Source organism: Pseudoalteromonas sp. AWH4_217 (assembly GCF_056161105.1).
The window spans coordinates 345499-366105 of record NZ_JBSWYM010000002.1; the positions used below are offsets into that span (position 1 = coordinate 345499).

Genomic DNA, 20607 nt, shown 5'->3' on the forward strand with positions numbered 1-20607 from the left:
TAAACATGAAACCAATTGCACAATTTAATCATCAGGATGTCGAATTTAATGAGCCTGAGCGCTGTTATGACAAATTCTTTAAGATTGACCTGTATGCATTTAAACATGCCCTGTTTGCCGGTGGCCAGTCGCAGACTATTTATCGCGAGATTTTAGAGCGGGGCCACGCGGTAGCTGTGCTGCCATACGACCCCAAAACGGATCAGGTATTACTCATTGAACAGATCCGCATTGGTGCGCTGGCAACAAAGGACTCCCCCTGGTTGCTGGAATGCATTGCGGGCATGGCGGAAGGGAGCCTGGATTATGAGGGGGTGGTACGCAAAGAAGCGATGGAAGAAGCTGGGCTGGTGTTAGATGAGTTGCACTATATGACGTCGTATTTATCCAGCCCGGGTGGTTCTACGGAGCGTTTGTACTTATATCTGGCCAGAGCCGACCTCAGTGAGGCTGGTGGTATTTATGGTTTGCCTGAAGAGGGGGAAGACATCAAAGTGCATGTGATGCCTTTTTCTGAGGCCATGACACGGCTCGAAAATGAGGAAATAGATAACGCTGCTACTGTGATTAGTCTACAATGGTTGGCGTTACACAAACCCGAGATGTTGGCGCAGTGGCAATCTCAGTCCATCTAAAATGAGGTCGTTTGATCAGCGGTTATGCAAAAAGAGTACATCCAGTCATTACCCAAATACATTACCTTGTGCGAGCGCAATTATCTGCGGGCGCTGAAACTGCTGCCCGAAGAGAGCGTGGGAAGCAGTCGTGAAGTACACCTGGGCGCAGCCAGTTACCAGATCCGCGTTGACGGCATTGCCCGTTACACCACAGATATTGCGGTGGTGCAGAAGCAACAGATCAGCGCCCACCTGGATGATTTTGCTTTATCTGTGCGCTTATATCACGATGCCAAAGTGGCAGAGGTGATCCATCACGATTTCCATCAGCGCATTAAACCGTCCTATCGCTATCCTAATCCGGACATGCATCATAAAGACGAAAAATATCAGCTCAATGCGTTTTTAGCGGACTGGTTAATGGCTTGTCTGGAAAGCGGCAGGGTACCACTCAACTGGGATGTCAATAATGGCCTGGTTTGAGCAGTCGTATCAGTTCGGCGGTGCAGAGTTACGTCTTGCACATATCACAGACAGCCACCTGTTCGGGACTCGTGAGGGATGCTATTTTGAGGTTAACACGGCGGCGCATTTTAGCAGGGTGCTGGATGCCCTGGCTGGCGAGCAGCTCGATGGCGTGGTATTTGGTGGTGACCTGACTCAGGATCACAGTAGCGCCTCTTATGCTTTATTTGCTGAGTTACTGGCGCAATCGAAGCTCGATTGCCCACTCTTTTGGGTGCCCGGCAACCATGATGATCTTGCTTTGCTGGCACAAGTCAGTGAAGGACAGATCAGTGCCGCTAAGTACTTGCAGTGCGAGCAGGGTGATATTGTGTTACTTAACAGCAAGGGACCGACACCCGCAGGCTGGTGCGATAAATCGCATCTGGCAGAGCTGGAGGCCGTTCTGTGCGACGCATCACGGCCCGTACTGGCATTTTGTCACCATCATCCGCTCCCGATTGATGGCTATCTGGATAAACATATACTGGAAAATGGCCCACAGTTGCTCAATACACTGGTAAACAGTAAGCGTGTTGAGGCACTTATTCATGGTCATGTACATAATGCTTATACACAGCAGTACCGAGGCTTACCTGTCTATGCCACGCCTGCTACGTCTATTCAATTCACCAAGCATACGGCGCAGTGGCAACAGCAAAATCTCGGGCCTGCTTTTCGACTGATCCACTGGACAGCACAAGGTCTGCATACTGAGGTCAAATGGCTCGCAAATTAATCTATATTCATGGCTTCAACAGCTCGGAACAATCCTTTAAGGCACAACAATTAGGCCAGTGGCTTGCTCAGCAGCCGGTAGACTGCACGTATCTCACACCTCGCTTACATTACGACCCGGCGATAGCAATGCTCCAGCTGGAGCAATTGATAGACAAAGACACAGCGTTGATTGGCAGTTCACTGGGTGGCTTTTATGCGACTTATTTGTCGCAACGCCATGGTGTACGCGCTGTGGTCGTCAATCCGGCGGTCAGGCCATTTGAACTATTGCATGACTATCTTGGACCTCAGTATAATCCCTACCAGCAACAGCATTACACGTTGACGCATCAGCATGTTGAAACTCTGCGTCAGCTCTACGTTGAGTCACTGCACTCACCAGAAAATATTTTATTGCTACAACAAAGCGGCGATGAAGTGTTACCCTATCAACAGGCTGTAAATTACTTCAGCGCCAGCCCCAGTCATATTGAGTTTGGCGGGGACCATAGTTTTATTGGTTTTGAGCGGTACTTTGACACCCTTGTCAGGTTTCTCGAAATCACCAACACGAACAAAGAAAGTCAGATCCAATTATGAGTCAGCAGAATTATAATGCCGAAGCCATTGAGGTGTTGAATGGTCTGGAGCCGGTGAAACGCCGGCCTGGCATGTATACCGACACCACACGACCCAATCACCTGGGTCAGGAAGTAATAGACAACAGTGTCGATGAGGCCCTGGCTGGCCATGCCAGCAAGATCGATGTGATCCTGCATGAAGACAATTCGCTCCAGGTGATTGACGACGGGCGCGGCATGCCTGTTGATATTCATCCCGAAGAGGGGATCCCCGGCGTAGAGCTGATCCTGACCAAACTGCACGCTGGTGGTAAATTCTCAAATAAAAACTATCAATTTTCCGGCGGTCTGCACGGGGTGGGGATCTCTGTGGTCAACGCCTTATCAACCCGGGTTGAAATCACGGTTAAGCGGGATGCCCAGGTTTATCAGATGGCATTCGAACATGGCGACAAAGTCGAAGACTTAGAAGTGACTGGCACAGTTGGTAAACGCAATACCGGTACTTCAGTGCAATTCTGGCCAGATCCCAGTTATTTTGATTCCGCCAACTTCTCGCTCAGCAAGCTCAACTATCTGCTCAAAGCAAAAGCCGTGCTGTGCCCGGGTCTGCGTATTCGCTTTATCAACAAGCAAACCAAAGAAACGCAGGAATGGTGTTATGAATCAGGTCTGGAAGATTACTTAAAAGACAGTGCGAAAGGCTATGAAACACTGCCGCAAAGCCCGTTTGTGGGTAGTTTCAGTGGCTCTACAGAAGGCGTTGACTGGGCATTGCACTGGCTGCCTGAGGGTGGCGAGTCGATCACCGAAAGCTATGTAAACCTCATCCCTACCGCGCAGGGGGGTACACATGTCAATGGCCTGCGTCAGGGTCTGCTGGAAGCCATGCGTGAATTTTGTGAATTCCGTAACCTGTTGCCACGTGGCGTGAAGCTGACCCCCGATGATGTATGGGACAAGTGTAGTTATGTGTTGTCGGTCAAAATGCAGGATCCGCAATTTGCCGGTCAGACCAAAGAAAAACTGTCATCGCGTTCTTGCGCCACCTTTGTTTCTGGGATTGTCAAAGATGCTTTCAGCCTGTGGCTGAATGAGCACACCGACACCGCCGAAGCATTGGCTGAGCTGTGTATCAGCAATGCCCAGAAACGTATGCGAGCGGCCAAGAAAGTGGTGCGTAAAAAGGTCACCAGTGGCCCGGCATTACCCGGTAAGCTAACCGATTGCTCAGGTTCAGAAACCGAACGTTCCGAGCTGTTCCTGGTGGAAGGTGATTCCGCGGGGGGCTCTGCCAAACAGGCGCGTGACCGCGAGTTTCAGGCTATCATGCCGTTGCGTGGTAAGATTCTGAATACCTGGGAAGTGGATTCCGGGCAGATTTTGGCCTCGCAGGAAGTCCACGATATCTCTGTGGCGCTGGGGATCGATCCGGACTCTGAAGACTTGTCAGCGCTGCGCTACGGTAAAGTGTGTATTCTGGCCGATGCTGACTCCGACGGACTGCACATTGCTACTTTGTTGTGCGCTTTGTTCGTTAAACACTTTCCTGAGTTGGTGCGTCGTGGTCATGTGTATGTGGCAATGCCTCCTTTGTTCCGAATTGACGTGGGTAAAGAAGTGTTTTACGCGCTGGATGAAGATGAAAAGCGCGGCATATTAGACCGCATTGAAGCTGAGAAAAAGCGCGGCAAAGTAAACGTACAGCGCTTTAAAGGATTGGGTGAAATGAACCCGATGCAGCTGCGTGAAACCACCATGGATCCCAATACCCGCCGTCTGGTGCAACTGACCCTGGATGAACCAGAGGAAACGCTGGAAGTGATGGATATGCTATTGGCTAAGAAGCGTGCCGGCGACAGAAAGACCTGGCTGGAACAACATGGTGATAAGGCAGAAGTGTAAGCTGGCTGCCATGGTGCTACGCCGATGAAGCGTGCCACTAAGTATTAAATTCGGATGATTACGCCAACGCGATAACTCGTGTGCGGTACAACAAACAATAAGGTGTATCATGACAGATCCGCAAACCCTGTCGTTACAGGGGATTGAACAACTGGCGATGGGCCGCTTCACAGAAGACGCCTATCTCAATTACTCCATGTATGTGATCATGGACCGGGCCCTGCCACACATTGGCGACGGCCTCAAGCCAGTACAACGGCGTATTGTGTATGCCATGAGCGAGCTGGGCCTGTCGGCCGCAGCCAAATATAAAAAGTCTGCCCGTACTGTGGGTGACGTGCTGGGTAAATACCACCCGCACGGCGACAGTGCCTGTTACGAAGCCATGGTGCTGATGGCGCAGCCATTCTCCTATCGCTATCCGTTGATCGATGGTCAGGGTAACTGGGGGGCAGCTGACGACCCTAAGTCATTTGCAGCAATGCGTTATACCGAAGCGCGTTTGTCTAAGTTTTCAGAAGTGTTGCTAAAAGAGTTGGGCCAGGGCACGGTTGACTGGATCCCGAACTTTGACGGCACCATGAATGAGCCAATGGTACTGCCTGCACGACTGCCACATATTCTGCTTAATGGTGTGACCGGTATTGCCGTAGGTATGGCCACAGACATTCCACCGCATAACGTGCGCGAGCTGGCTGAAGCCTGCTGTACTTTGCTGGACAAGCCGAAAACCACACTTGAAGAAGTGCTGGAGATGGTGCAGGCGCCGGACTATCCAACTGAAGCCGAGATCATCACACCGAAAGCAGAGATCCAGAAGATTTACACCACCGGACGCGGCTCGATTAAAATGCGTGCGGTGTATGAAGAAGATCAGGGCGAGGTGGTGATCACTGCGCTGCCTCATCAGGTATCCGGTGCCAAGGTACTGGAGCAAATAGCGGCGCAGATGACGGCTAAAAAGCTGCCTATGGTCGCTGATTTACGCGATGAATCGGATCATGAAAATCCAACCCGCATCGTGGTGGTACCACGCTCCAATCGGGTGAAAGTTGAGCCACTGATGGCGCACTTGTTTGCCACCACAGATCTGGAAAAGAACTACCGGGTTAACCTCAACATGATTGGCCTGGACGGTCGTCCTCAGGTTAAAGATTTACGTTCTATTCTGGCCGAGTGGCTGATTTTCCGCCGCGAAACTGTGCGTCGTCGTTTGCAGTATCGCCTCGATAAGGTGCTGGCGCGTTTGCATATTCTCGAAGGTTTAATGATTGCCTTTTTGAATATCGACGAAGTCATTGAAATCATCCGCACCGAAGACAAGCCCAAAGAAGAGCTGATGAGCCGCTTTGGACTGTCGGACAAACAAGCCGAAGCTATCTTAGACTTAAAACTGCGCCACCTGGCGAAGCTTGAAGAAATGAAGATCCGTGGCGAGCAGGATGAACTGAGCGCTGAGCGTGACAAGCTGGAGCAAACGCTGGGCTCAGAGCGAAGAATGTCGACGCTGCTGAAAAAAGAAATTCGCGAAGCCGCCGAATTACACGGTGATGAGCGTCGCTCACCTGTAGTAGAGCGCCTTGAGGCCAAAGCCCTGAGCGAGAAAGACCTGATTCCATCGGAATCGGTTACTGTGGTGCTGTCTGAAAAGGGCTGGGCCCGGGTTGCCAAAGGCCATGACATTGACGCCGAAGGACTCAATTACCGCGCCGGAGACAGCTACAAGGCATCGGCCAAAGGCCGCAGTAATCAGCCTGCGGTGTTCCTCGACAGCTCTGGCCGGGCATTTGCCACCGATGCGCACAGTTTGCCATCGGCACGTAGTCAGGGCGAACCTATGACCGGACGCTTCAACTTGGCCGCGGGCACCAACTTTGAGCATGTGGTCATGGGCGAAGAGCAGTCGCTTTACCTGATGGCCACCGATGGCGGTTACGGCTTTATTGCTGAGTTTAACGACCTGGTCAGTAAAAATAAAAATGGTAAGGCACTCGTCAGCATCCCGAAAGGGGCTGAACTGATGGCACCCATAACAGTGGGAGATGTGGCGACCGACCGGTGTATGGCCATTTCTAACGAAGGCCGGATGCTGATCTTCCCCCTGCGCGATCTGCCAAAACTGGCCAAAGGCAAGGGTAACAAGATCATCTCTATCCCGAGTGCCAAAGTCCAGGCCCGGGAGGAGTTTGTAAAAGTGCTCGCCGCAATCCCCGATGGCTGCGCCGTGACCTTACATGCCGGTAAGCGCAAACTCACACTTAAACCCGGCGACCTGGAACACTATTATGGTGAACGCGGTCGTCGTGGTAACAAGCTGCCCAGAGGCCTGCAACGGGTCGATGGTTTTGAGATTGAGCACAATGGCAATGACGTCGCTGAAGCAGACGACAGCGAACAGCCTTTAGATTAAATTATTTATGAGCAAAGCATATACTCAACATATGGGGATATGCTTTGCTTTGAGTATGTCACCTTGTACTTAACCTGGTACCTCAAGCAACCCGATGAACTACTAAAAAATAATACCATTGTTGCTGAAACCCCCTTCATAGTAATTTCTATAATCTTATGCTTTGTTAACTGTGTTGGCGTAAAAAATAGCCAAGCTCAACCTTTACATTAGATTACAAATCGGATTGATTTTCATACCGAAATAAAATATGCTCCTGCACTTTTTCGCCCTGCTAGAAAATGGAGAGATAAGTGGTCAGGCTTTATACAATTTTGTTGATTGTGTTTTCAGTAAATGTACATGCAGCATTTGAGCAGGCTTACGCACCTGTGGGGGTGGGTAAAAATATCATCTTTATTCCAATCGAACTGAAGCCCGATCTTCCAACTCAGATGTGGTCCTCAAGCACAGATGGTGGATATAAGCTGACATGGTCGAAATCTCAACAGGCCACTTATTACGAAATTATTTATCAATATAAAGACGCGAATGGGCTGATTCAGAGTGAAACACTCAAAGTTACAGGGCTTTTCCACACACTCCACCCCAAAGGTAATTTACATGGAGCAATACAAGTTAGGGCATGTCATAAGTATGGCTGCTCAGCTATGAGCTATATGCGAGCCCAAACCGACAGTCGTCTCATTCTGCAAGCGGTGACCAGTCAGCAATTAAATACCACAACGGCAAAAATTTCATGGAATGCCATCGGGGCAACCAGCATTACAGTGCAAGAAAAAGAGAATAACCGCGTGATCAGAACAACTTATGGGCTTTCACCTGGCTCTGGTTCTGTTCCTGTTTCCATTCGGGAGGGTCAGCATAAGCTGATTACGGTATCAGCGCTTGGGTTTGATGGAACAAGTGTGTCTCGTTCAGTTAATTTAGCGGGTCAATTTGAAGATATTTCTCGTGAAAAAGGAACTAGACACACGCAATACCTTCAACCTTTTTATGAGAAAAACTACTCTATAGTAGAGCGCAGCGTACTAATTACAGGAAACACACTTTATTTTGCTACTCGGGATTTTAAGCTCTATCGATTTGATAAGCAGGATAAAGCCTCTTATCGAAAGGATCCAACCTGGGAGCTTAAAACAGACGGGTTGATAGCTAATAAACCCGTTCTGAATAACGATACACTCTATTACAGCGCCAGCTACACGCCTCGTTTATATGTTAATGGTGTCAAGCAAACACAGGAGTATTCCGGTCAGGCTTGCGCGGTCAATGTTGCGTCTGAACACACTCCTGTAGCTGAATGCAATCATTTGACCACTAATGTGGTTGCAAGCCCTGTTTTAGTTAAACAGCCAGAGCGCACATTCATGAATGCTTACGGTTTGTTCAGCAGCGCCCCAGCAGACAATGTCCAAAGTGGTTTATATGTCTTTGGTAAAGATGGTCAGGTAAAAGTACTCGATCCAGTTGATATCCACCGCGAAATTGATACCCGTACTATCCCTGTGGAAGGACTGAAGCATGGTATTCTGGCCACCCCAGAAGTTTTTCTGGCTCAGGAAGAAAGCGAATCAAATCAGTTCGTTATTAAAAGTGCTAATAAAATTCAAGGTGTTGCTGTTCCCAACAGCAATGAAGCTCCTAGCCAGATTATGCAGTCGGCCAGAGCCTTTATGCAGAGCCTGAGCTTAGATACCGAGCCGCAACCTACTCAAGAGAAAAAACCTATGTCTGTGCTATGGGAAAAGGAGCTTTAATATGAATAGGTTGATTAATAAACACACACTTTTTCTGATTATCATCAGCTTTTTTTCAAGTCATGCTTGGGCCGCAGCAAGTTGCAATAATGATCAAGCTACTGCTTATGTCAATGAATCCAAGTCAATTAGGTTACTGTCAGTCTTTCCTGAGCATGGCTACCCACACTTTGTTGTTTCCGTCTACTTAAATGATGTCCAGCTAAACCCGAGTTATGACGACAAAAAGGCTGGTATAGTCAATCATACTTTTAAATCTTCTGGGAATTATAATCTTAAAACTATTTTTAAAATTAGTTATCCAAGAGGGGCAAGTGAACCGATTCATTGCAGCAAAACAGTAAAAGTAATCGAGAGGCCAACTCCCAGTATTTTGACTAGCAATATTTTACCTCAAGAATCAGATGTAAAAAGTGGAACTGCTTTATCTGTAGACTTTATAGCTAGCAATGCTAACAAAGTGGTGCTGCAAAAAAAGACTGGAAGTGGCGTTTGGGTGGACTTATCCACCTGCAACAAGTCCGAATGTACAGCAACAGGGAAAGCGGAGGGATACACCACCCATTCTATTAAAGGAACGCCCTACTATAATAACCTAGCGGGCGTGCCGAGAACTGTTACTTGGTCCAGCGTAGGCGTAAACACATCTCCAAGTGTTTCTTTGTCTGTCAGCAATAACTTGGTTAATCGTAATGAGCCGACTCAGGTGACTATTACTGCATCAGACCAGGATGATAACCCTGCATTTCATATATCGGATGTTCAATTACAAGGAGTCAACGGCACTTGGGTATCTTATAAAGCACAGTGTTTGCCCAACGAGGGAAATAGCAAGTCAAAATCCGTAAGTTGTTCTTTTACAACTGGTAATTTAAGTAGCAATACGACCTTTAAAGCTCGGGTTAAAGACTCCGGCGGGTGGGTTGAGTCCGACCAGCATGACGTTTCTATCAATATTCCACCAAGTGTAACATCACTGATAGTGAAATCAGGTACAACGGAATCCATTTACTTCCGGGCGGGCAGTGAGATAAGTATTACGACATCTGCACAAGATGCCAATGGCAATTTGGATAATTTGCAAATATGCGTAGCAAAGGGAGTGACGGTTGACACCCAAGTCGCTTGTGGAAGTAGCGCACAATGGGCCAACTGTAATGCAGACAGCTGTACGGCCAAGCAAACATTGAGTGAGCCTGGTCCTTATATCATCTACAGTCGTGTCACAGATACAATGGGGCAGTCCAACGCCAGCTCGCCCCATGTAGTTTATGTGCTGTCCGATTTTGGTATTTATATAGAGCCTGACAGTGTTGCGCAAGAATACATTGTTGATGATCCAAACAATCCGCCAACCATCACCTGGCATGTGGTGGCCAACCAGGTTTATGCTACCGGTAATAAAGTCGCTGGTTTCAGAATTTTGCCGTACGGCAATACATCCCATGCGATTACACCCTCAGTACCCGAACTGGAAAATGGTCCACAAGAAGTGTCTGAAGCGTGTCATACCGGTCAGTGTAGATTTACATTGAAGTGGCAACCTACGTCAGCCTCTTATGGCAGTCCTATTGGCTTTTCATTGCTGGCCATTGATAGTAAAAATGGTACTGTCCAGGCAAGGGATGTGGTGCAAACTATTATTGCAACCCGATTACCGCACAAGCCGCCTGTACCGAATGTTACAGTAAAACTGAATGAGCAAACCAATCAGTACCAGGCCCAAATAGCCGGCCTGGGCAATGCCAGTAAAACAAGTATATTGGTACGGGTAGGTGATGCAGAAGCAACTTACTCCCATAATACAAACACGCTTTGGAATGTACCCGGTACTTCATATACAGACAATGGGAAAGCGCTTACTGTCTGTGTCACCGGTATAGCGGAAGGTGAGAACGGCAACTCATTCGGTGAGCCAGGATGCTCTAGCGTCCTTTATATCGATCACAATGATACGCCTGAATGGCCTGCTTTTGATATGGCCTTAAGCCAGTTTGGCGGGCCTTATACGTTAAATTGGTATCCAAGTACAGATGGTGGTTTAACCAGTTATTACCAATTGTATCGTTGGGCAGGGCATATTGCCGATGAGCCTGCACAACCTGAGCTTGTGCAGACCGGCATTAAAGGCACATCTGTTAGCATTAGCAACATTTTCAAGGGGACTTACACTTATCGCTTATCTGCCTGTAATCTGTTTGATGAATGTACAGATTCCTCCCCTTTTGTGGTTGAACATATAGCACCAATTGTTGCCAGCGCGAGCGTTAATGAGGTTGAACAAAGGCTTGTATTGGGGGGAGCAGGGTTTTCTCTTGATAAAGGCCGCTTGTTTACTCAAATTGAGAATACTTCAGAAACATACGAAATATCAGACAAAGACATCAGCGTCTCCGCTCAGGGGGGAGTGTTAACAGCAAAGCTTTCTGAACGTTTGGTTTCAGGGTACAAAAATAAAGGCTTGATTATCGAGTATCGTAATCAGGTTGAGTGTCCGTCTAACGATGAAAATGACAATTATGTTGGTAAGGTTTTGTGTGTTGACCACCGACTGACTTACAAAGCGCGGGTTGACGACCAGTCGCCAGATACCATCATAGATATGACTGAAAATAACTTCACAGTTAGTGACAGTGGGTATGTCTATGTTGGGGGAACTCAACCAGCAAGCGATCAAGGCAGCGCGCCTTTTTATCAAGTGAAGGGTGCCTCGGAAGATATAACCGGTTTGTATATTTACAAGCAAGGGTCAAATAATACCGGATGGGTATTTTCCACCGATGATACCAATGCTCAAACGGATGACCATGTCGTTGGAAAACCTTTGGTGCTCACAAAAAGTGGAATCGACCATGTTTATTTCGGAGCGCAAAACCACAAGGTTTACAAGTTTACACATAACCCAAAAACACTTGCAGATAATCGTTTTAATTATATCTGGCAGCAGGTTACGGGCGGGGCAAATACGGCCGGATTACAAACTGATGAGATAGGAAATATCTACGTTGGCTCGATGGATCAGCGTTTGTACTCATTATTGCCGGATACGGGCCAGGTTAACTGGCATTATTCATTTGCACCTTCCGGTGGAATTGTTGCTTTATCAGGTGTTGGTCAAGATGGGTTAGCCCTTGTTACTACCCAGGATGGCGAAATGAACTGGATTAATCGCCGCCTAATAGATAAAAATGCCGTAAGCTGGAGTCGCTTGGACGACTATCTGGAAATGGAAAATCCAGGTTGGGCCCCTCCACAGCATTATCTTGAAGCCAATATCATAGGGCACCTGCTGGCTGCTATTCATGACAGATTGCCTAGCCGAAGAGAGATAGCTGCTCTGTCATATGCACACATGCATGGACATTCCCTGGAAGAAGTTATCAATGCTATTTTGAATGCGAGAATTGAGGCGCAAAGTCATGAACCTGATGCACAAGCACTATATGGTGCAGACAATTATGCTTTTGCTAGGGTATTGATTAGCAGGCTGCTAAATCAGGATGTTGAACTCTCTACCGTAGTGCATGAGAAAACGGTCGAGCAATGGGCTGCATTGCTTGACAATGGCACACTGCGCAGAGCCGAACTTGTGTTGTTGCTACAGCAGCCAACTTATTTTAGCTACAGTGATAGTGTGCAGGAATTATTAAACCTGTATTTTGGGTATTGTTTTGGTAGTGCGTGTAACTACAACACCGATACAGATGGTGACGGTATTCCTAACCTTGTCGAGATTGCCAATAATACGAATGTAAATGACCCAAGAGATGGTTTTGAGGCTCCGACTATGCGCCGAGAGGAAATAGAAGGGCTGGAAGCGGGTACTTTGCTATTTTCTCTCCAGAGTCGAGATGAGATTGGTTACTATAAAGTATTTTATCGGGTAAATAATGGACCTTTCAGAACATTAGATGTACCTGTATCGGGGGGAGATTCATACCACTCTACGAGTTGGCAAAAAACCGTGAGTAATGGAGATTACGACTTTTACGCCAAAGCGTGTAAAAAGCAGCAGCTGCCGTTTGAAACTTATGAAGTGTGCAGCAACTCCGGCTCGGATATGATAACGGTCAATGTATCTGAGTATGAAGGTGAAGCAGTACCAAATATAGAGTTAGATACGATACCTGAGCTGGCAGATATTAGCCTTGTAGATTTAAGATCGAATGCTGAGCTAACCCCGACAGTCGGGAGCTTCCGAGTTAGTGAAGCTGGCAGTGCTACTTACTCGTTCCCTGTTGAACTACCACAAGGTATTGCTGGTGTTACACCTTCCGTATCCTTGTCTTATAACTCTCAGGCGGGAGATTCCAGTGTAGCTTTGGGCTGGTCGCTTAATGCAGGCTCATCTATTACACGTTGTCGTCCTACTATGGCTATTGATGGCTATTCTGCGCCGGTCCAGTTTGATGATACGGATAAATACTGCCTTGATGGTCAACGTTTGATTGAAGTGGATAGTATTGACTGGCCACTTAGTGTGACGGGAACTGTGCAAGCTACATATGTACTTGAAAAAGACGCTCAACTTCTAATTGAAAAGCGGATGGTCGATGGTCAGCCATATTTTATTGTATATGGCAAAGACGGCTCCAAAAAGTACTATGGAGGCAGTAGTAAAAACGAAGTCAGAGTGGGCCGGGATAATCAAAGTATGGCAACACTGACCTGGTTATTACACAGTGAATACGACAGCACGCACTCTGAAAAAAGTGTTGTGAAATATACCTACAACGATAGCGATATGAATGGTATTGCACTGGGAGATGGCGAAAAAGTTCTGACTAAAATCAGCTACAGCAATTACAGTGTTGAGTTTGATTATACCGCTCGGGAAGTGCGTGGTCGTTCCTATATGAACTACGGCAGTTTGTCACAACGAGCACGTCTGGACAAAATATCGGTCAATACTACAGGCTCAACGTTTGTAGAATTAAGCCACTACGATATTGCGGGGAACAGCACTCAGCCAAACAGCAGTGGACCACGCCGTCTGGATGCAATCCAACAATGCCGTGGAGATGTATGTAAGCAACCAATCACATTTGACTATAACGATCTTGCAAGCCCGCATTCGTTCGATAATCGCAAGGAACTTTTTGCTGTGGATCATAGTGGTGGTTACAGTGGAAACAAATTGGCCGGTTTTACCTTCCTTGATACTCAGGGTAATGGATATTTGGAGCTTGCGACGCTGGAGCGTAAATTTGACTCCGACCAAGAGTATCAACTCTGTATTTGGAAAGGGCAAACAGTCGATAATGAGTTGAAGCTAGGGTGTACTGACATTAAACGCAGTGACAATGCTGAACAAGTCTCCATGGTTGCTGTGGATGTTGAGGGGGATGGCAGCCAGTCGTTATGGATTAATATCAAGTCTGACTATGAGGAAAATTATCGCAGCTATTACTGGCAAAAGGTTGACTTTGATGGTGATACCTTCATAACCGAGTATCCAGATATCAAAAATCTGAGTGGCAAGTTTATACGTGAAATCAAAGTGGCAGACTTTGATGGTGACGGATATTCAGATATTGCGTACAAAAAGAACAGAGATGATCACAATCTCTATGTGAGTGTGTGGGATCGTCGAACTAAGCTATTCATTGATGAAGTTGCGATTACCACAGGGAATGATAAAGAAGCGAAGGTGACTGAAAAAGGCAGTGACTGGCAGGTGGCTGATATTAACTTTGACGGCTTAGCAGATATAGTTGCGTTAAAGTGTGCGAACGATAGTTGTGAAGATGGCAAGCCTAATAGACTGTACGCGCACTTAAATAATGGCGCAGGTAAATCGTTTACACAAAGCATCATTGCTCCCTGGAACCATTATTTTAAGCAGTTTATGCTTACGGATATTAACAGTGATGGTTTCCTTGATATTTTGCTGCAAAGAGCGGACGGTGAGGGAAGTTTTTTCTGGAATGCTTATCTCTCTATAGCTGCGATTAATGACAGTGGGTCATATACCAAATACAGAGCGGTTGCGTTCAGCTTAGACGGTGAGACAGACACCTCTTTGAGTACAGCATCAGCCGAGTTAAATGAGAACGTGAGTCCGTTTGTGATTGACTCTGATCGCAATGGCATTAATGAGCTTTATTTCAAAGAAGCAGGTCAGGCGAACTATCTCTGGCGCAAGTTTGATTGGGATCCCGAAGCGGAAGTTATAAAACGTTCATCAGTACGCTTTGAAACCTGGGGATTTGACGCTGAGCAAGGCAGTGTCGTTTTCCCAGCAGACTTCGATAACAATGGCGCCGTAGACCTCATTCAGAAGTTGCGTAATACACTTTACGTACACTATGACTATCAACAACCAACTCAGGCAGGCTTGTTGAGAACAATTACTCAGGGGTACGGTAGTAAAACTCAGATCCATTATACTCCCATGAACACTGAAGGGAGTGCTGCGGTTTACAGCAGAACACTGTCTACTTTGCCAGACGAAATGCAAGATATCCTTGAGGATACAAAAGCATTTGCTGATCCAGAGCATAAAGTCATGGATCTGATGAGCAGTATGCCATTGGTATCATCTGTAGAAACAGACAGTCCCATTACTGGCTCGTACGAGAGTGAAGTACTTACTGTAAATTACCACTATTATGACGCCAAAGTACAATTTGGTGGTCGTGGCATGCTGGGATTTGGTGCGATTACTACGACGACCGAGAAAGACCAAATCAAATTTAAAACTACTACGCGTTATCATCAGGCATTTCCATATACAGGTATGCCCAAGGTAACTGAGAAGCGTTTGGGGCCAAAGCTTATTTCACTGTCGGTTAATCAGTATGATTACTTGCAAGATAAGCATGCACGTAGTTACCAGGTATTTGTTCACAAGAGTCGCGAGTGTTCAACACGATTTGACAGTGTGAACATAAACAACCGCTCTCATGCCAGTGCGTATAATCCATCTGGTTACTCTTGTACAAAAACTGTCTCTGATGAGGACGTCTGGGGCAATGTATTCACTAATACTGTTACACAATATGACGTACTTCCAGTTAATGTAAACGCATTTACTTACTACGGTTGGCTCAGTGCCAACACCAAGCTTGCAGCCACAATTACCAGCAATTGCTACGGGCAGGCATGTGACTCCTCGTACAGTGATGCATCTGATTACATTAAACTGGGCCGGTTGACCCAAGTGACCGTTGAGCACTTAGGTTCTGACTCAGATCCTCTTTATATCGAAGACAAAGTAACCAAAAAATCTGAATTTGCCTACTACCAGTCAGGCCCTGAAAAGTTCCTGCTCAAAGAAGAAAAGCTGAACGTTGGTGCAGGCAGTGATCATGAGCTGACGAAATACTACACGTATGATGAGGTTGGTAATATCAAGACCATTACGTCATCAAATAGCGGAAATGAATGTGCAAGCGATGACGCCTTATGTCGGGTCATCACTTACCATTACGATGCAAATATGCACTTCGTTGAGTCAACCAGCAATGACTATTTCACGCCAAGTACAGTGGTAAGCCGTAATGCCTTCGGTCAGCCAACGAAAGTAATCAGTGTTGATGAGGTTATCAGTACTACACTATACGATATATTCGGAACCAAAGTAGGCACTCATTCATCAACGGGGGCCCAAAGTTATTCGTATTTAACTTCGTGCGATAGTGTAGAAGTGCACTGCGCTGTGCAACAAAATACAGTGGTTAATGGTGTATTGGTTGAAAAGCAATATATGGATATCAGTGGCCGGATCTATGCTGTACATAAACGAGGTAAGAAAGACGATCACTGGTTCGTTTCAGAAACTGGCTTTGATCAGCACGGCAGAGTGATTTATCAGAAAGCTCCAGGCCAAAAAGCAGTTGTAACTGAATACGACGTGTTTGATCGGGTTATTTCTGTCAACGATCCAAACTCTGGCACCTCTACTTCACATACTCAGGTTGGCCAGGAAAGTACAGTCACAGTTTCTTTAGATGGTGACTTCAGTTTGGTGGATGTCGATAAAGACAAGGGATTACCCGGTGGAGCGGCACATAGCCAGACAACAGTTAAAGATTTGCTGGGTCGTAACTACAAGGTCATAGATAATGCCGGGAATGAGCTAACCTATGATTATGATGTGTTGGGTAATAATACAACCGTACATTCTTCTGCTGACAATAAGGTTGTGGTAACCAATGGTTATGATGCTCAAGGGAGATTGGAATACAGAGAAACACTGGACAATGGAAAGTGGAGTTACAAGTACAACGCTTTTGGCGAAGTATATGAACAGACTGATGCGCGTGATGTAACTACATACACTGAGTATGACAAATTGGGTCGAAAGATCTCACAGTATCAGGCCTTTGCCAGCAATACGCTGGATGATGAAGAGGTAAAGCTTGAAGGGAGAAGTACCTGGAGTTACTCTGCCGAAGTCGAAGAAGGTAGTAAACCTTCTGAAGTGACACATCAGCTACACTATGTAACTCAGGGAGGGTGGAAGAAAAATTATTACTATGATAAGCAAGGCAGGCTGGCCAGTACACTGACCGATTTGGACAATAATATGTGTTCGGCTAAGGTGGCATTCAATAAAACGACGGCTGATCTGCGCTACACCGATGCCGAGCTGGCAGATGCGGTGCAAAGCTTATGTGTGATCCAGCAAAAGTTTTACGATTCTTATGGCCGAGATACCTATCAGTTTGATGATTATCGCCGTAGTCATAGTAACCATGACTATTCAGAAGCCCGCGGTATTAAGAAGATCTACAACGAATACGGTGTTGTTGTCGCCCTGCAAGAAGCCAGAGATACAGTAAACGGTATAAAGTACTATGAGGTAGACACAGGAGCCGTTAACGAGCGAGGTTTGGTTACCCGCTACCGTAAAGGGTTAGCTGAGATGTCACTGGCATATGATAGTCAGGGTATGATCACAGCAATCGACGCGCGTTATAATCAGGGCCACAGTGAAACCCCCTACCTGCAAGGCGACCGCTATCGTTTTGATAGCTTGGGTAACCTGACCTACCGTAGCGCACTGGGGCTAAGTCAGTCGCAAAAGTTTGGTTATGATAACTTGAACCGTATCACATCCATTAATGGGGTGGAGAAGTACCAATACTGCAATAACGGTAACCTCAAGTTAAAAGATGGCTGGGATCTCGTTTATGGCGACGGGGAGTGTAATGGGCACCGCCTGACGGAGCGAGTTCGGGAAACCACAAGCAGTGGTCCTGGTGGGGATTTTAAACCGTTTTCTGCCGATATGTTAATGACGACATCGACAGCGAATCCGGACTTCTCTCAGCATGAGAAAGAAACCTTTGGATACGATGCGAATGGTAACGAAATATGGATGAAGCAAAGTGGTACCATATACCGTTCTCAAGTTTACAGTGGCCGAAATAAAGTTGTTGAGTTAAAAGGCAATGGAAACAAGCAGGTCACTTTCGCGTATGACGCTAATAATCGTCGTTATATGCGTCAGGACGAAAAACAGACTGTTTACTATGTTGGTGCACTTGAACTGACAACGCGCACGGTCAATTCAGAAAAAGAGCAGTTTATTCGTCGTTACATTGGTAATGAAGCCGTTCAAATTTACTACTCAGGCTCTGGACGTAGCAAATTACAGTGGTTGTTTACCGACCATCAGGGATCTGTGACCGCAGTGACCGACAGCAACTATAAGTTATTGGCACGTTATAGCTACGACGTGTTTGGCAAGCGCATAGAGCATAGCGTCACGGGCACACATCAGGCAGAATTTAAAAACCTGACCTTGTTTAGTACTATTGCTCCCAACATGCGGGCCTATACCGGGCATGAGCCTATCGCATTAGGCCAGGATGACCGTGTTATTCATATGAATGGTCGAGTGTACGACTCAGCTACCGGGCGCTTTATGCAGGCCGATCCCGTGGTGCAGGCGCCGGGCAATCTGCAGAACTACAATGCATATTCTTATGTGCTGAATAATCCGCTGTCATATACCGACCCAAGTGGTTACTTCTTTAAGAAATTACTCAAAGGGGTGATGAAAGCAACGGGCACGTGGCAGTTGTTAAGGGCAATTGCTGACAATCAGTTTATGAGTATGTTTGTGCAAATAGGGTTGGCTTTGATCCCGGGTTGTCAAAGTGGCGTTTGCCATGCAGTATTCAATGCCGCAACAACATTTGCCGTTACCGGAAGCCTCAATGCAGGCCTAAAAGCTGGTGCGATTTCTTACGCGCAATCCACTGCACTGCAAAAAATTGGTGGCAGCAAGACCTGGGGTAAGGCCGGTTCAATAGAAAATATTGCTGCGAATGCACTGGTTGGTGGTGTTGCTTCTGAGCTACAGGGTGGAAAGTTTGGCCATGGATTTTTATCTGCGGGGGTTGCCTCAGCGTTTAAGCCTATGCTGAACGACATTGGTGGCGCACAAAGTGCAAACTCGGCGATAAAAACCGGCAATGTAGCCATGCTTGCTAAGTTCCAGATGCATCGTATTGTTGGAGCAGCAGTGATCGGCGGGACAACATCAGTGATATCTGGCGGTAAATTTGCTAATGGTGCCATCAGCGGTGCGTTTAATCAGGCGTTTAATGGTGAGGTTTCGCTGCAGCATGTTGCGATGGATAGTGCCCAAGCGCAAGTGGATTACATCAGGGAATTGTGGGAAAAAGGCGGTGAAAATAACAAGTTTGAGGCTAAGTTACGCTATGCAACAATGCATGAATTAGTATATGGGGAAGGGAAGCAATATAGTACCAATAAGCTCCAAGGGGTGATGGGTCATATGAATGAAAATCATGCCAATACAAGGCTATTGGAGTTATCCCAAGGTATCAGTAGGCTAAGTATTGACAAGTTAAGCTCCGATGTACATGGGTTTGCTAATATGTATAGCGGTGGTAAACCCTCAACTATTTTAAAAGGAGCTGGTGGTGGTGTTGGCTTTTTTGTTTCTAACTACTTAGCTTTAAATTCTTTAGTAGATCACAATTCAGGTGCTAATGCATTTATGAGTCAATATAATAAGGGTATGCATGATAATTTCACACAATTATTTAATGATGGTAAATTATAATGAAATTTAATTTTTTTCTTGCTTTTTTGCTGCTTTTCACTTGCTGTTTGAATGCATTTGAATCCTCGGTATGTGAAGATGCTTATGTTGATTTAGAATATAATTCAAAAGGGTATAGGGGAGATTTTTTTGCTGGTAAATGTAAATTGGGAGGGGATTATATATATGGGTATGAGTCATTTATATTGAGCTCCCTTTTTTCTCCTGTTTATTTGGAAAGTTTGTATGTTGATACTCTTCTTTTTAAAACGAGAGGAGATAGCTATAAGTTGGTAAATGAAACACTGCAGAGAAAGTATGAAATAAGTGAGAGTGTAGGTTTTAAATATGACCTCTTGGTAAGTTCCATATATGAGCAGGCGAGTGACTCTTTTATAGAAAAAAGCAAAGGCTACCTTTATGAAGGGTGCCTTTTAGTAGAGTCACTCTCTGACGGTGTTGAGTATAGTTTTAATTACTATATGGTTGATTTTATAATCGAATCAAAACCTAAATTCATACCTCGTGATAAAAATTTGGAGTTTAAAGGCCTTGTTAATCACTACAGGATAACAAATTTTAAAAGTAAAAAGACGATAAATAGGGAGGTTTTAGGTGCAGTTTGTAATCAAGATGAAAGTGGCTGGAAAGAACATTTATCAAAATTTGTTGTTAATAAGTGAAAATAAGAGTGTATTAGTAAGTATAGTATTGTAATGACAAACATGGACGCGCCAGTGATGTCAAGCCGAGTAGTCCTGCGGGGTAGCGAGTGTTCGTTATCCCGTTCGTTATTTTACCCGTGTTGCCATGCCTGATGTTTGGTCCAGTCCGCTATGAATGTGTTGCTCTGACATATATCCGGGCTTGACTGGTTATCCTGCGTCCCTAATGAGTTCCGAGTTTGCACACCCTATAATTGATTCACCCATACAGGTTCAATGGCCCTTGTCTGTGCTGAGCTCATCTGACAACCTAAGCCTTGATTCTGAAATGGACACTGCTACACCGGCGTTTGTACGTCACCTAATGAACCATGACTACGAAGGTATGATTGGTCGCTAAAAAGCACAAAATATGTTTAGCG

9 protein-coding genes are annotated in these 20607 nt (G+C 46.1%); all 9 read left to right on the top strand.

From position 1 onward, the window contains the following. Positions 1 to 5 precede the first annotated feature (5 nt). On the top strand, positions 6 to 635 hold the full coding sequence (locus tag ACXAH1_RS03280) for an NUDIX domain-containing protein (protein ID WP_475193749.1): 630 nt from the start codon (positions 6 to 8) through the stop codon (positions 633 to 635). 24 nt (positions 636 to 659) lie between these two features. Continuing rightward, positions 660 to 1100, top strand: coding sequence for a DUF1249 domain-containing protein (locus ACXAH1_RS03285; protein WP_138550472.1), 441 nt, complete (start codon positions 660 to 662; stop codon positions 1098 to 1100). Continuing rightward, positions 1087 to 1860: a metallophosphoesterase family protein gene (locus tag ACXAH1_RS03290; protein ID WP_475193752.1), complete on the top strand. Its 774-nt coding sequence runs from the start codon at positions 1087 to 1089 to the stop codon at positions 1858 to 1860. Before ACXAH1_RS03285 ends, ACXAH1_RS03290 begins: the two co-directional genes overlap by 14 nt. Beyond that, positions 1845 to 2441 (top strand): YqiA/YcfP family alpha/beta fold hydrolase, encoded by a 597-nt coding sequence (locus ACXAH1_RS03295; protein WP_475193753.1) that lies wholly within the window; start codon positions 1845 to 1847, stop codon positions 2439 to 2441. Before ACXAH1_RS03290 ends, ACXAH1_RS03295 begins: the two co-directional genes overlap by 16 nt. Further along, positions 2438 to 4327, top strand: coding sequence for a DNA topoisomerase IV subunit B (gene parE, locus ACXAH1_RS03300; protein WP_475193757.1), 1890 nt, complete (start codon positions 2438 to 2440; stop codon positions 4325 to 4327). Before ACXAH1_RS03295 ends, parE begins: the two co-directional genes overlap by 4 nt. A 109-nt stretch (positions 4328 to 4436) precedes the next feature. After that, positions 4437 to 6737, top strand: a complete 2301-nt coding sequence (gene parC, locus ACXAH1_RS03305) for a DNA topoisomerase IV subunit A (RefSeq protein ID WP_475193758.1) — start codon at positions 4437 to 4439, stop codon at positions 6735 to 6737. Positions 6738 to 7030: 293 nt separating this feature from the next. Then, complete coding sequence (locus ACXAH1_RS03310; protein WP_475193761.1) at positions 7031 to 8497, top strand: hypothetical protein; 1467 nt, start codon at positions 7031 to 7033, stop codon at positions 8495 to 8497. Positions 8498 to 9158: 661 nt separating this feature from the next. Further along, positions 9159 to 19541, top strand: coding sequence for an RHS repeat-associated core domain-containing protein (locus ACXAH1_RS03315; protein WP_475193763.1), 10383 nt, complete (start codon positions 9159 to 9161; stop codon positions 19539 to 19541). Then, positions 19541 to 20203, top strand: a complete 663-nt coding sequence (locus tag ACXAH1_RS03320) for a hypothetical protein (protein WP_475193764.1) — start codon at positions 19541 to 19543, stop codon at positions 20201 to 20203. The genes ACXAH1_RS03315 and ACXAH1_RS03320 overlap by 1 nt, the downstream gene beginning before the upstream one ends. Positions 20204 to 20607 lie beyond the last annotated feature (404 nt).

What these genes read in the sequence shown, in the direction of transcription:
- ACXAH1_RS03280 (WP_475193749.1), top strand. Translation starts at nt 6, where the DNA reads ATGAAACCAATTGCACAATTTAATCATCAGGATGTCGAATTTAATGAG.
- ACXAH1_RS03285 (WP_138550472.1), top strand. Translation starts at nt 660, where the DNA reads ATGCAAAAAGAGTACATCCAGTCATTACCCAAATACATTACCTTGTGC.
- ACXAH1_RS03290 (WP_475193752.1), top strand. Translation starts at nt 1,087, where the DNA reads ATGGCCTGGTTTGAGCAGTCGTATCAGTTCGGCGGTGCAGAGTTACGT.
- ACXAH1_RS03295 (WP_475193753.1), top strand. Translation starts at nt 1,845, where the DNA reads ATGGCTCGCAAATTAATCTATATTCATGGCTTCAACAGCTCGGAACAA.
- parE (WP_475193757.1), top strand. Translation starts at nt 2,438, where the DNA reads ATGAGTCAGCAGAATTATAATGCCGAAGCCATTGAGGTGTTGAATGGT.
- parC (WP_475193758.1), top strand. Translation starts at nt 4,437, where the DNA reads ATGACAGATCCGCAAACCCTGTCGTTACAGGGGATTGAACAACTGGCG.
- ACXAH1_RS03320 (WP_475193764.1), top strand. Translation starts at nt 19,541, where the DNA reads ATGAAATTTAATTTTTTTCTTGCTTTTTTGCTGCTTTTCACTTGCTGT.